The sequence below is a fragment of the Bdellovibrio sp. genome (assembly GCF_047637665.1).
Taxonomy (GTDB): Bacteria; Bdellovibrionota; Bdellovibrionia; order Bdellovibrionales; family Bdellovibrionaceae; genus Bdellovibrio.
The window spans coordinates 197,495-210,418 of record NZ_JBLJBT010000040.1 but is presented as its reverse complement, the minus strand read 5'-3'; the positions used below and the strand labels follow the sequence as shown (position 1 = coordinate 210,418).

Below are 12,924 nucleotides of genomic sequence, written 5' to 3'. Positions count from 1 at the left end.
CTCGCGAATGGCTGGTGGATTTCCTGAATCAATACTATGAAGACAACTTTATCCCAGATGATGTGTTGTTGCCTTTGGATATTGGCAACGATTTGACGAAACTCATGGCCGAGGTCCTCAAAGAACGTTCGGGCAATAAGGTGAATGTGCGTTTTGCAACGGATGAGCGTGGGCGAAATCTAGTCGAAATGGCCCATGAAAACGCCAAAGCTCATTTCTTAAAATATGTGTCCAAGTCCGAAGAAAAGCTTCGGGGATTGGATGAAATTAAAAATAAACTTTCTTTGCCAGAATTGCCTCGCCGTATTGAATGTTACGATATTTCGACCTTTCAAGGGGCCGAGACCGTGGCGTCCCAAGTGGTTTTTGAAGAAGGGGTGCCCGCGAAGGATCACTATCGTCGATATAAAATTAAGACTGTTGAGGGTATCAATGATTTTGCGTCGATGTATGAAGTCCTCAGTCGACGTTTTAAACACACCGAATACGAAGATCCTCAGTTAATTGTGATTGACGGAGGCAAAGGCCAGTTGGCGCAGGCGGTGAAGATCTTAGAAGAGATCGGTCGTCGCGATATTCCGGTGGTGGGGCTCGCCAAAGCGCGCACCGAAAGTGACTTTCAAAAACAAGAGGTGGAATCCACCGAAGAACGCTTCTTCCTTCCAGGACGCCAAAACCCTGTCATCTTTAAGCATAATGCTGAAGCTTTGCATATTCTCACTGGAATTCGTGACGAAGCCCATCGTTTTGCCATTACCTATCATCGTAAGTTGCGAGAAAATACGTCTTTGGAAAGCGAACTCGATTATGTCGTGGGTCTGGGGGAAAAAAGAAAGAAAGTTCTTTTGACTCACTTCAACTCTATTGATGAAATCAAGATGGCCGTGCCAGAAGAGATCGCTCAATTAAAGGGCTTCAATCGAGTTCTGGCCGAGCGTATTTTGATTCAGTTAAATGAAACTGAAGAAGAAGAAACCGAGGTTGAAGAGTGAAAAATCATGCCCTGTTGGTGGGTTTAGGGATTTTTTTAAGCCGGATTGCGGGTTTGATCCGCGAACGCGTCTTTGCTCACTTTTTTGGAAACTCGGATGCCGGGGACGCCTTTAAGGCCGCGTTGAAAATACCTAACTTTCTGCAGAATCTTTTTGGCGAAGGGGTTCTTTCCGCCAGTTTCATTCCTGTCTATGCCCAACTTTTAGCAAAAAAACATGATGAGGAAGCGGCGAAAGTGGCTTCCGTCGTGGGAAGCTTGCTATTCCTGATGACCTCGCTGTTGGTGCTTGTCGGCGTTTTTGCCACGCCTTTTTTAATTGACCTTATTGCTCCAGGTTTTGCTGGAGAAAAAAGAGATCTCACGATCCGTATCGTCCAAATTTTGTTTCCAGGAACGGGTTTCTTGGTGATGTCGGCGTGGTGTTTGGGAATTTTGAATTCTCATCGAAAGTTTTTCCTTTCTTATGTGGCCCCGGTCATTTGGAATGTGGCAATCATCGCGACTCTGGTGATGTGGGGTTCACGCCAAGGGCAATTTGAACTGGCGATCACCGTATCGTGGGGATTGGTGGCAGGAAGCTTCTTGCAGTTTGTCGTGCAGTTGCCTTCGGCGTTGCGATTGGGACGAAAGATCTTTCCTTCATTAGATTGGAAGATGACTCCCGTGAAGACGATTCTTAAAAACTTCACTCCCGTGGTGGTTTCCCGGGGGGTTGTGCAGGTCAGTGCTTACATTGATAATATGTTGGCCAGTTTGCTTCCCACAGGGGCGGTGTCGTCATTGGCTTACGCCCAGACTTTGTATCTTTTGCCGGTCAGTCTTTTTGGAATGAGTGTGTCGGCCGCGGAACTTCCGGCGATGTCTCAGGCCACGGGGACTGAGCACGAGATTCATGCTTATCTTAAAGACCGACTCAATCGCGGTCTTGAGCAAATTGCCTTTTTCATTATCCCCTCGGTGGTAGGTTTTGTTTTGTTAGGGGATCTTATTGTCGGGGCGGTATTTCAGACGGGAGAGTTCAATAAAGATAACACTCATTTTGTGTGGATGGTTTTAGCGGGGTACACGGTGGGCCTTTTGGCTTCGACTCTGGGGCGGCTTTACTCTTCAACATTCTATTCACTGAAGGACACCAAAACGCCCTTGCAGTTTGCCATCGTGCGAGTGATTTTTGCGACCCTTTTGGGGGCGTTGTTTGGTTTCTATGTTCCAAAAGCTTTGGGATTGGAAGCTCAGTGGGGCACCCCGGGCTTAACGATCGCGGCCGGCATCGCGGGCTGGCTTGAATTTTATTTCTTACGTCAGGCTTTGAATAAGAAAATCGGCCACACGGGCTTGTCGCTTAAATATCAGGTCAAGGTGTGGCCTTTAGCGATAGTCAGTGCCGGCTGTGGTGCACTGGTGGTGCGCTTTGGTTTAAGTGAGCATCTTCATGTGATAGCGCGGGCGGCGGTGGCTCTGGTCATCTATGGCGTCCTCTATTTTTCTTTAGGTTACGCCTTAAAGGTTGAGCAAGCGCACGCCCTTTTGCAGAAGGTTCTTCGCCGCCTTAAATAGTCACCAACGATCGCCCCAACCATACAGATCCACATAGATATTGCCGTCAGGGAAGGCGAAACGCAGGCGTCCACTAAAGTATCCATTTGTCCAGGGTCTAAACTCGACACGGGCCAGACATCGTTGTCCGGGGCTCAGCCAGGTGGGGCAGTTGCTCCAGGCCCAAAATGCCGAACCTTGAATGAACACGCCACGAAGATGCAAAGGATGGCTCCCAGTATTTTTTAGATAAATGTCAGCGTACTCACTCCAGTTCACCCGGACATTTCCAAAGTCATAGTAGTAGTATTTATCGTATTGAGTTTTCAGGTGATCCGAAGAGGTGGAAATCTCCATGGGGGCGGCGGCACCGTGGTTCGGGAAGCAGAATAAAATTACGAGGAAAATACTTAATAGAATCTTCATAAGCACCTCCAGCAATTTCTATTTTTTCCCAATAAGAAATTGGTCGCAAAGTTTTTTCGTAGTATGATCCTCTTGTCATGAAGGAATCAGTCTGGTCTCCGCTAAAAATTTCGGTCTATAGGTCTTTTTGGATTTGTGCTTTCCTGTCAAATTTAGGTACTTGGATTCAGGATGTGGCGGCAAGTTGGGTGATGACTCATTTAAGCACCTCTCCCTTGGTGATTTCGCTTTTATCCTTTACAAGTAGCTTGCCGGTTTTGTTCTTAAGCATTCCTGCTGGATATGTGGCAGACTTAGGGCACCGACGAAAGATCCTTCTTTTTGCGCAAGGACTTATGTTTTTTGCCGCTGGTCTTTTAGCGTATCTTGTTTGGAAAGATCAGGTCACAGAGTTCAGCCTTCTGGCTTTGTCGCTTGTGATGGGGGTTGGTTTTGCTCTGACCAATCCCGCTTTTCAATCGGTGTTGACGGATTTGGTTCCAACTCCCATGCAGGCCCAAGCCGTGCTCGTTTATTATATGGGGATTAATATCACGCGAGTGGTGGGGCCAACACTTGGCGGAGGAATACTTAGCGGCCTGGGGCCCGGCAGTGCCTTTTTCGTGAACAGTCTTTCTTTTTTAGGTCTGATACTTTTCTTTTGGAAGTGGCCCGTGAAGGGCTCTGACGAGCAGAAGGAGCAGCTTGAGATTAAACCCGACGATTGGATTCCACTGTTCTCATTGCACAACATGAAGTTGTGGGTGGAAATTTTCTTGGTCACCTTCTTTGCGTCTTCACTGTGGGCTTTGTATCCCACGCGCGGGCGAGTGGAGTTGGGTTTGAATTCTTGGCAGTATGGTTCTTTGTTGGGTTTCTTGGGACTCGGGGCCTGTCTGAGTGCTTTCTTATCTGAAAAAATCATGCTGCCGCATCGAACCCAAAAATCCTTGGCAGGTTCTTATATCGTTTACGCCCTCGGAGTTCTTTTGCTGGGATATGCGCCCGGTTACTGGTTTGTGTGTGTGGCGATGTTTTTTGCTGGAACCGGGTGGTTGGTGCTGGCGACTTTGATGAACATGAGTTCGCGACAGATCACCGGGAAATCAAATTTGAAGGCGACGATGTTGGGTGTTTTTTTGGCGGTCTTTTATGCGGGAATGGCCTTAGGGGCTGTGACCTGGGGGGCGATGGCAAAAACCAGCAATACCTCCATGGCTCTTTTCACTGCAGGAATCGGGTTGGCTGTGATTGGTTTTTCTAAAGGCCTACGCTCGGCCCTCTAGTTGATGCGATGACGAGTCGGCTCTTTTTCGGAATCACAACAAGAACATTTTGATTCCTCTTGAAGAACAGCGAGGTCGTCCATTTGACGATAGCTAAATTCAAGAGCGCCACCGCAGATGTCGCAGTTGTTTACCGATGTGCGGAAGTTTTCGCGTTTATTGTATTCTTCTGTGGGAATGATATTGAATTTGAAAACTTCCATGGGTCCTCCTTTGAAATGACCGATAGACTCCTTATCGGTGATTTCTGTCTCAACTTGAGACAAGAAATGTCTTTTCACATGCGTTTGAACGCCGCATTAGTGCCGGTTTTAATGGTCTATAGCTCTAGGTCTAGGTAAAATCCCGGCCATGAAAGACTACATTGTGTATCTCCAAGAGGTCCTCGGACTCCAAAATGTCATGCTGCCCTCGTCAGAAGGCGGCACCGTGCGAACTCAGTTTTATACTCCTCAAGGCCCCTTTGAGCCTGGGGAGTTTCAGCATTATGAGTTGGTCTTTCTCAATATTCTGACGCAATCCAAAGAGAGTCTTTTTCTTCCGGAAGTTCAAGATTTGTTTGTGAAGATGAAATCAGCGATGAAACTCAAGAACATTCAAGCTCTGGAGTTGGATTGCACCGTGGAAGATCGTTCGCAGTTGCCTTCAGAGTTGGCAAAACACTGTGAAGGAAAAGTGGTCGTGGTTTTCAGTTCTTTTCCTAAAGATATTGGCGAGTTGATTTTTAAAGGTTCTGGCAAGTGGATTGAAACTTACAGCCCGGCTTACCTCTTAGAGGATGCGGGGGCCAAAAAAGTGGTGTGGAACGATTTGCAAAAAGTGATGAAGGAACTGGCGCTATGAGATTTCTCGGGCTGCTTCTTTGTCTCAGTGTTTTTTATGCGAAATCTGCACAAGCATCTTGCACTGTAGCGGTGACCATTAGCGAAGCCATTTCGGCGTCGACCTCGGACTATCTAGAGCGGGCAGAAAAAAGAGCTTTGGATAAAAAATGTGATGCGATCTATGTGCGTATGAACACGCCCGGCGGAAGTTTGCAGAGCACGCGATTGATTGTTGAGCGCATTCTGGCTTCCCCCATTCCTTATCTGTGTTTGATAACTCCCAGCGGAGGACATGCGGGCAGTGCCGGGGCGATCATCCTTCAGGCCTGTCATGTGAATGGGGGTGTTACCGCAACGAACATTGGAGCCGCCACTCCGATTTTAGGGACGGGAGAAAAGACTCCCGAAGATTTGCGCAACAAACTTATTAACGATACGGTCAGTTGGCTTGAAGGCGTGACCAAACTTCGCGGACGCAGCCTTAAGTTTTCCAAAGAGATTGTGACCGAGGCCAAGGCTTTGAGCAGTGAGCAGGCTCACAAAGAGAAAGCTTTGGATATTCTGGCCACCAACGAACAAGATTTTTTACAGCAAGCTCAAAATCGTTCCGTTCTTATCGATGATAAAAAAGAAACGGTGGTGATTGTTGGCGACCTTCAAGAGTTCCTGCCTGATCTTCGCTATAAGGTTTTAAGTTTTGTTGCAGACCCTGAGTTTGCTTACTTGTTGTTTATGGGAAGTCTGGCTTTGTTGTATGTGGAGATCACTCATCCGGGTTTGATTGCTCCGGGAGTCATTGGCGGAATTGGATTGGTGTTGTCCTTGGTGGCCTTCCATAAATTGGAAGTGGCTTGGGGAGGTTTGGCTTTGATTCTTTTGGGGATTGCCTTTTTGGTATTGGAAGTTTTTCTGCCCAGTTTTGGAGCATTGGGAATTGGAGGCTTGGTGTCTGTCTTTGTGGGAAGTCTTTTTCTTTTTGATGCCGAGACCACGGGCTACACTCTTCCGATTTCTTTGATTTTTTCCGTGGTGGCAGTTCTTGCGGCCTTCCTTCTGGGGATCGGGTATTTAGCATTAAGAACTATCAGGTTGAAGACTCAGGATACGGATGCAGATCTTATGAGCAAGGACGGGGTGGTGAGCGCCATCGACAGCACCGGGCATGGGGGACAGCTTCATATCATGGGAGAAACCTGGAACTTTGTTTCTGAAGATCCCCTGCAAATCGGAGATCGAGTGCACGTGACGGCACGGCAAGGTCTGACCTTAAATGTGAAAAAAGTGAAATAAGGAGAGAGTGATGGAATTTATTATAGCAATATTGGTTTTCGGCGGAATCATTCTGACGTCCATGGTGAAGATTCTAAATGACTGGGAACGAGGCGTGGTTTTGCGTTTAGGGAAAGCCGTGGGTGTTCGTGGCCCTGGTTTGATTTTGTTGATTCCCTTTGTGGAGCGCATGATTAAAATCGACACGCGCACGGTCGCGATGGATGTGCAGCCTCAGGATGTGATCACAAAAGACAACGTGAGTATGCAGGTGAATGCCGTGGTGTACTTCAAGGTGGTTTCTCCGTTAGAGGCGATCACAAAAATTGAAGACTACTACTTTGCAACCAGTCAGCTTGCGCAAACGACATTACGTTCTGTGATGGGACAGTATCCTTTGGACGATGTGCTCGTTCATCGCGATAAGATCAACTCGGCTTTGCAAGGCATTTTGGATAAGCACACAGAGGCGTGGGGTATCAAAGTGACCATGGTTGAAGTGAAGCAGATCGATCTGCCTAAAGAAATGCAACGGGCGATGGCGCGAGAGGCGGAAGCAGAGCGGGAACGTCGTGCTAAAGTCATTAGCGCGGAAGGGGAAGTGCAAAGAGCGCAGAAGTTGCAGGAAGCTTCTCTCACTTTGGCCGGATCTCCTTCGGCGTTGCAGTTGGCCTATATGCAAACGCTGACGGAAATTGCGGGAGACAAATCCAATACGATTATCTTCCCTTTGCCGCTAGACATCATTAAGCCGCTCTTAGGGGACGGAAAACAAAACTAGACTTTCATCCTCGCAGGTGATTGCGGTTTAATAGAAGGACAAGGCAGGAAGCCTTGTCCTTTTTGTTTTTTTGGCAGTTTTGAAATCTCTACGGATGGAGTGGTGGTGAAACTGATTTGGGCATCTTTGTGTTTCGTCTTTGTGTATGTCAGTTTTCTTTCCGATGCGCAGTCCACCCAGGCCCCCAAGCCTGAGGCGGAAGTGGTTCGGGTGCGTTTATTAAAAGGCTCCAAAAAAATCCAGATCACGGGATTGGGTCTTCGTTTTCAAAATCTCAATCAGCCCTATCGCCAAGTGTCTATTCCCGCCGGGGATGCGCGCAGAAGTTTGAATGCATTGGATTTTGGAACTGAAGCCGAAGTCCGTTTGATGGATAAAGAAGGAAAAAAGATTTGGGCCTTGCGTATCAACAACAAGGACCCCGAGCGTCTTTTTTCGGAAAAGTATTTGTTAATTCAAGGGGAGAATCTTCGTTCTGGGGATAAGACTTTACCCTCGCGCGTTCTTTTAAGTGTAAACTCTGAAGATAAGGTGGACGTTGTTGGGGTCGTTCCTTTGGATGAATATGTCGTGGGCGTTTTAGCCAGTGAAATGCCACTGTCATGGCCTCTAGAGACTTTAAAAGCTCAAGCGGTTGCCGCCCGCTCATATGCTTTGGCCGTGATGGAAGAACGTAAGAATCAACCCTTCCACTTAGAAAGCAGTGTCTTGGATCAGGTGTTTCGTCATGTCCTTGATGGGGATGAAAAGGATCCATTGATCAAAAAAGCCATTCAGGCGGTTCGTGAAACTGCGGGTATAAAGCTTTACGCGAACAAAGGCCAAGTTTTAAAAGCGTTTTTTCACTCTGACTGTGGGGGGAAGACCACCACAGCGAAGAATGTTTGGAATACCAACGTGAATGCTGGAGTGGCTGTAGATAGCGCTTGTCCTACCAACCCTCGAGCCCACTGGAAGTTGACCTTAAGCAAGGATGAGTTGAGTCGTCGTTTGCGTGTCGCGGATATTTCGGGATTAGATTTAATCAAAGTGCCTTCAGAGAAGCGGGTGAAAGCAGTTCGGGTTGCTTTCAACGGGGCGCCCACGAAGATGGTTTCCGCTAACGAGTTTCGCCAAATGCTGGGTTTCCAAGAGTTACGCAGTTCTTTGTTTGAAATGAAGAAGATTGGGGAAAGTTTTCTTTTTCAAGGGCAGGGATATGGGCACGGAGTCGGTCTTTGTCAGTGGGGCAGTCGTTATTTAGGGCAAAGCGGTCAGAGCTACAGACAGATTCTGAAGCATTACTATCCATTAGCGCTATTAAATTAAGAAGAAAGAAAAAAGAAATGCCGGAAAGGAGCTCGAACGAGTTCCTTTTTTAGTTTTAAGAGGATCTATTTTCTTAGAACGCCAAAAAAACTCTAGCCGCGAACATGAAGACCGCACCTAGAATCAAGACGTTTGTTGCTGAGACTGTCATAAACATATTCCTTTATAGTTTTGATACAATTCCCATTTCGGTAAGATGAGGAAAAATCTTAAATATTTTGTTTATCGTCGAAGTTTTATGCATCTCAAGATGTGACAGAGTGCCCTTTTTGCGCTTCTTCCGCAGACATTTGACGCTGAACCCCCTTTGTTTCAGCCTGAGAAATCAATGTAAATCTTAATGGTTTTATGTATTTAGCCTTATCCCTCCTAGTTGGCACAGGCATCGCAAAGAAGTCTTAGCAAGAGGCTCCTATTAAACCGGACCTTTTAAGAGAGGCTGATATGAAAGCGTTCAACTCAAAACTGATCTACCTTCTGGCGGCATTCTCCCTTGTGGGAGTGGGCTGTGCGAAGAATACAGAGTTGCAAGCCAATTCCACTACAACTGTAGTGAGCGGTGGAATTCCAGGCTCTCCAGATGGAACTAGTACTTCCTCATCAACTTCAACATCTAGTAAGACAGCGACTTTTGTTCCTGTATCGATCTCAGAGTTTAACTCTTATGTGGCGATGCACCCTTTGAACAATCCTTCCGACTTTAAGATCACTGTTGATTTGCAAAGTGCAGGTAACGGTCGTTACGCCGGCTCCGTAAAGCTTTCTTATGTGGATACTGGCTACCAATATGAAGGTAAGTTTGAGGCCGGTTCTGGAACAAACCAAGATATCTATAAACTGAAAGATGCGGGTTTGATGGAAGCAGAGTTTAACAGATGGTTTATCATCAACAACCAGTACTACTTCACAGCTTTCTTCCAGGATGCTTACGGTGCGATTGTGTTGGTGATCGATAACTACGTAAACCAAGGTGATGCGCAAGGCACTGGATATGTATCAGGTTCTGTATACTACAAAAACTTTGCACAATCTTATGCGCAGCAATCGCCTTACAGAAAGTGCTGGTACATCTACAGCGGTCCCTACAACTGCCGTGCTTCCGCTGTGATTGATAAAAACTCCGTATACCCTGGAGACGGTTATAGAAAGCTTGGAACTTTCAGCGGACTGTCAAAGGCCGCCATCTTTAACCAGTAATCCGCGGCGGTAGCAGCACAGAGCGGAAGCTGAAGTAGAACCGCGGCGGCAGCCGCACAGAGCGGAAGCGCTAAGCGCGGAAGCTGAAGTAGAACGAAACATTTAGAAGAATTTTAAAGGAAACTAAACAGGAGAGAGAATATGGAAACACTTAACAACAAGACTTTAAGTTTTCCAGCAAAGTATTTCACACGAGCTTTCGCGGCGCTGGGAATTGTTTTATCGCTAGTAGCGTGTAACAAAGATGGTGGCGGATCTGGAGTGACTACAGCCGTGTACGGAAATGGCTGCAGTAACTGCGGCGCCATTTCAAGCCCGGTGCTTTTAACGACTTTCCAAATGCAAAGCGGAAGTGGCAACGTCGTGTTCTCGAACATGCAGATGTACGGTCAGTCTACTGGCATCGTCGCTAACGCATCTGGCAACATCTATCGTAACTATCAAGGTCCGATCGCAATCCAGGGTCAGATGACAGTGACTCAGGCTCAGCAAGATTGGGGTAGTGGCTGTATCATTCAACCCGGTACTTATACTGTGCAAACTTACTCAGTAGGACAGATGGGCATGGCCGGTGGAGATGTGCTGGTTCCTGTGATGATCGCTGGTGGCATTGAGATGCGTATCGATGGCCCTCTTAACACTATGGCTGGTGGTGTGTTAGAGCAGAATGGTCAACGCCTTTACGCTCGAGTGAGCATCGTCAAAGTGAATGGGTATGTGTGCTCTTCCACTTTCTTTGGTGACTTCAACTAAGAAATCCGAAGTCTTCGGGTGACTAAATAAGCTCTGCGGATCTTCCTCAGAGCTTATTTTATTTTGTGTGTTCTCAAGGGTCCTAATCGGTTTACATAATAATTCTTGCACTTAGAGGAAAGTCTAGGTGTAATGAGGTATGGAATTACCTCTTTGGATCGACTTCTTTGATGAACTGCAAAATGTACGAGGACGTTCTCAGAATACGGTGATGGCTTATCGCCGTGACCTGGAACTCTATATCGAGTACCGCAAAACCAATAAATCAGTCAGTGGCTTTTATGAGTTTATGAAGAAAAATAAACTCGGCACTCGCTCTCAGGCGCGAGTGATCTCCTCTTTACGCACGTACTTTAAGTTCTGTGAGTCGCGTGGCATGAAGTGCCCCGAACTTCGCGAGCTTCGACCACCGAAAGTAAAGGTGGGTTTGCCAAAGGTTTTAACTCCTCAAGAGTTCCAGCAACTTTTTGATGCGGCAGAAGGGGCGGATACGGCAAAAACAGCTCGCAATCAGCTGACCTTGTTATTTTTGTATGGCTTAGGATGCCGCGTTTCAGAATTGATTTCTCTGAATATCATCGATTTTAATGCTACGGATCGTTGGATTAAAGTTTTGGGAAAAGGTAGTAAGGAACGTTTGGTGCCTTTGACAGAAAAATTGGCGGAAAGCCTGTCTCATTATCTTAAAGAGCATCGCCCTTCTTTGGTAAAAGAAAACTCTCCTTCCATCTTAATCAATGATCGAGGTCATCGTCCTTCACGCGTGGATGTGTGGCGTTGGTTGGCGGCATGGTCGGCACGCGCAGGTTTTGCTGAACCGGTAAATCCTCACAGATTCCGTCACGGTTGTGCGACAGCGCTTTTAGAAAGCGGAGCGGATCTTCGTTCCATTCAAATGCTTTTGGGGCACGCGAGTATTCAAACAACCCAAATTTATACCAATGTGACGACCAACACCATGTCGCGCACGATTGAAGAGCATCATCCTCTTTCACAAATGTCGGAAGTAGAAAAGTAAATCGTCCGAACCTCGAAAGAGCCTCTCCGTGAGAGGCTCTTTGTTTTCAATTTAAGCCGCGATCTTTTTTGCTCAGATCGTCGGTCATGAAAATACAATCACTTATTCGCGAAAATGATCGTCTTGTTCCTGTGGAAGTTGAACTGAGTTTTGTTCCGGGGCTTCCACAAATTCAATTCTTAGGGTTGCCCGATCAGGTGATCAAAGAAAGTATTCACCGTATTAAAAGCGCCATTCGTTCCCAAGGTTATGAGTTTCCCAAAGCTCAGCAGGTTTTGGTTAATCTTCGTCCTTCTCATCTTAAGAAAAGCTCTCGGGGGCTGGAATTGGCAGTGGCGTTGGGATTGCTGTGGGAAAGTGAACAAATTCCCAAGCCCACAGAAGATTCTGTGTTGGTATATGGAGAGCTGTCGTTGAATGGGGAGGTGTTTGAGCCCGAAGATCTTGTGGAGGACTTTGAAGCTAGCAAAGACCTTGTGTGGACAGGGAGGTCCGCGAATTCTCAAGCCTCCTTTCCTCGAGTCACACTTCAAGAGCTTCGCGACTCTCCGTCACCTGATTTTGTTCCCGCCGTCCTAAAGCAATATGAACTGCAGCGCCCCTCTTTTGGTTTAGATCTGGAGTTTCCAGAAAGGCAGGCGGAGGTTTTGAGATTGACGGCCTTGGGGGAGCATTCTCTTTTATTGGCGGGCCCCTCAGGTTCCGGGAAAAGTACTTTCGCAAAATCCTTATTGTCTCTGTTGCATGAGCCATCCCCCTCAGACATGGCAGAGATTCTTCGTAACAACAAAGAGTTTTCAAATGAAAAATTAAATTGGCGTCCTCTGGTGCTCCCCCATCATTCCATATCGCCCCTCGGTTTGATTGGTGGGGGAGTGCCGCTTTGTCGTGGTGAAGTGTCGCGGGCGCACAAAGGTGTTTTGGTTTTGGATGAACTTTTGGAGTTCCATCCTCGCGCTCAGGAGGCTTTGCGTGAACCGATGGAAGAGTCCCGCATTCGTTTACGACGAGGGCGATTTGTTGAAGAGCACCCCACGGAGACTTTGGTGGTGGCCACAACAAATCTTTGTCCCTGCGGGGATTGGGTGCCACAAAGTAAAGTGGTGTGTGGACGCTCCTTAAGAAAGTGTCAGTCTTATGCTGAAAGGTTGTCGGGGCCGTTGGTGGATCGCTTCCAGGTGATTTTCTTTACCCAAAAACGAGAGACGGGAAAGTCGGTCTCGGGAATGGAAATCCTCAAAGATCTTGAATCCGCTCGCGCTTTTCGAAGATCCCTGGCTCTTAAGGATCCTCGGTTTTTAAAGGCCTCGGGGCGCTGGACGTGGGAGGAGCTGATCAGGGATCTACCCAGCTTTTATATGAACGAGCTCTTTCCTAAAGAGTTGGCCTCAAGGCGACGGGATCTTGCGACGCTTCGAGTTGCAAGGTCTTATGCGGATCTGGAGTTGGAGGAAAAACTGGAGCCTCGCCATGTCGAAAAAGCCCTTAAGATCACGTTCGTTCCGTTTGAAGCCCTAAAAAGACTGGGAGGATAGCTATTTGATTTTTAAAAG

The 12,924-nt window shown here is 47.2% G+C and carries 13 protein-coding genes; 11 read left to right on the top strand and 2 right to left on the bottom strand.

Annotated features, from left to right (window positions below; all coding sequences use genetic code 11):
- A partial coding sequence (locus tag ACM64D_RS14145; RefSeq protein ID WP_415063876.1) for a helix-hairpin-helix domain-containing protein occupies positions 1-992 on the top strand: 992 nt, incomplete at its 5' end.
- Positions 989-2,551: a murein biosynthesis integral membrane protein MurJ gene (gene murJ / locus ACM64D_RS14140; protein WP_415063875.1), complete on the top strand. Its 1,563-nt coding sequence runs from the start codon at positions 989-991 to the stop codon at positions 2,549-2,551. The genes ACM64D_RS14145 and murJ, both read left to right, overlap by 4 nt.
- Here murJ and ACM64D_RS14135 read toward each other — a convergent pair whose 3' ends face one another.
- The gene (locus tag ACM64D_RS14135; protein ID WP_415063874.1) at positions 2,552-2,956 is read right to left on the bottom strand and encodes a hypothetical protein; all 405 of its coding nucleotides are present in this window, start codon (positions 2,954-2,956) and stop codon (positions 2,552-2,554) included. It lies immediately after the preceding gene.
- Positions 2,957-3,033: 77 nt separating this feature from the next.
- On the opposite strand from ACM64D_RS14135, the gene ACM64D_RS14130 reads away from it, so the two are divergent.
- Positions 3,034-4,221, top strand: a complete 1,188-nt coding sequence (locus tag ACM64D_RS14130) for an MFS transporter (RefSeq protein ID WP_415063873.1) — start codon at positions 3,034-3,036, stop codon at positions 4,219-4,221.
- Here the strand turns inward: ACM64D_RS14130 and ACM64D_RS14125 are convergent.
- Positions 4,218-4,424, bottom strand: a complete 207-nt coding sequence (locus tag ACM64D_RS14125; RefSeq protein WP_415063872.1) for a hypothetical protein — start codon at positions 4,422-4,424, stop codon at positions 4,218-4,220. The genes ACM64D_RS14130 and ACM64D_RS14125 overlap by 4 nt on opposite strands.
- Before the next feature lie 148 nt (positions 4,425-4,572).
- On the opposite strand from ACM64D_RS14125, the gene ACM64D_RS14120 reads away from it, so the two are divergent.
- The 8 genes from ACM64D_RS14120 (at position 4,573) to ACM64D_RS14085 (ending at position 12,906) form a co-directional block, all read left to right on the top strand.
- Positions 4,573-5,064 carry a hypothetical protein gene (locus ACM64D_RS14120; RefSeq protein ID WP_415063871.1) on the top strand — a complete coding sequence of 164 codons (492 nt, stop codon included), beginning with the start codon at positions 4,573-4,575 and terminating at the stop codon, positions 5,062-5,064.
- Positions 5,061-6,335, top strand: a complete 1,275-nt coding sequence (locus tag ACM64D_RS14115) for an NfeD family protein (RefSeq protein WP_415063870.1) — start codon at positions 5,061-5,063, stop codon at positions 6,333-6,335. The genes ACM64D_RS14120 and ACM64D_RS14115 overlap by 4 nt, the downstream gene beginning before the upstream one ends.
- A 10-nt stretch (positions 6,336-6,345) precedes the next feature.
- Positions 6,346-7,095, top strand: a complete 750-nt coding sequence (locus ACM64D_RS14110; protein WP_415063869.1) for a slipin family protein — start codon at positions 6,346-6,348, stop codon at positions 7,093-7,095.
- 105 nt (positions 7,096-7,200) lie between these two features.
- Positions 7,201-8,403, top strand: a complete 1,203-nt coding sequence (locus ACM64D_RS14105) for a SpoIID/LytB domain-containing protein (protein ID WP_415063868.1) — start codon at positions 7,201-7,203, stop codon at positions 8,401-8,403.
- 444 nt (positions 8,404-8,847) lie between these two features.
- Entirely contained in the window at positions 8,848-9,600 is a 753-nt protein-coding gene (locus ACM64D_RS14100) for a hypothetical protein (protein ID WP_415063867.1), read from the top strand.
- Between the two features lie 141 nt (positions 9,601-9,741).
- Positions 9,742-10,353 (top strand): hypothetical protein, encoded by a 612-nt coding sequence (locus tag ACM64D_RS14095; protein ID WP_415063866.1) that lies wholly within the window; start codon positions 9,742-9,744, stop codon positions 10,351-10,353.
- Positions 10,354-10,492: 139 nt separating this feature from the next.
- On the top strand, positions 10,493-11,371 hold the full coding sequence (locus ACM64D_RS14090) for a site-specific tyrosine recombinase (protein WP_415063865.1): 879 nt from the start codon (positions 10,493-10,495) through the stop codon (positions 11,369-11,371).
- A gap of 86 nt (positions 11,372-11,457) precedes the next feature.
- Positions 11,458-12,906 (top strand): ATP-binding protein, encoded by a 1,449-nt coding sequence (locus tag ACM64D_RS14085; protein WP_415063864.1) that lies wholly within the window; start codon positions 11,458-11,460, stop codon positions 12,904-12,906.
- Positions 12,907-12,924 lie beyond the last annotated feature (18 nt).

Bases quoted from the DNA above. Each gene is read 5' to 3' on its own strand.
- ACM64D_RS14115 (WP_415063870.1), top strand. From the start codon at position 5,061: ATGAGATTTCTCGGGCTGCTTCTTTGTCTCAGTGTTTTTTATGCGAAA.
- ACM64D_RS14100 (WP_415063867.1), top strand. From the start codon at position 8,848: ATGAAAGCGTTCAACTCAAAACTGATCTACCTTCTGGCGGCATTCTCC.
- ACM64D_RS14110 (WP_415063869.1), top strand. From the start codon at position 6,346: ATGGAATTTATTATAGCAATATTGGTTTTCGGCGGAATCATTCTGACG.
- ACM64D_RS14130 (WP_415063873.1), top strand. From the start codon at position 3,034: ATGAAGGAATCAGTCTGGTCTCCGCTAAAAATTTCGGTCTATAGGTCT.
- ACM64D_RS14090 (WP_415063865.1), top strand. From the start codon at position 10,493: ATGGAATTACCTCTTTGGATCGACTTCTTTGATGAACTGCAAAATGTA.
- ACM64D_RS14125 (WP_415063872.1), bottom strand. From the start codon at position 4,424: ATGGAAGTTTTCAAATTCAATATCATTCCCACAGAAGAATACAATAAA.
- ACM64D_RS14085 (WP_415063864.1), top strand. From the start codon at position 11,458: ATGAAAATACAATCACTTATTCGCGAAAATGATCGTCTTGTTCCTGTG.
- ACM64D_RS14135 (WP_415063874.1), bottom strand. From the start codon at position 2,956: ATGAAGATTCTATTAAGTATTTTCCTCGTAATTTTATTCTGCTTCCCG.
- ACM64D_RS14095 (WP_415063866.1), top strand. From the start codon at position 9,742: ATGGAAACACTTAACAACAAGACTTTAAGTTTTCCAGCAAAGTATTTC.
- ACM64D_RS14120 (WP_415063871.1), top strand. From the start codon at position 4,573: ATGAAAGACTACATTGTGTATCTCCAAGAGGTCCTCGGACTCCAAAAT.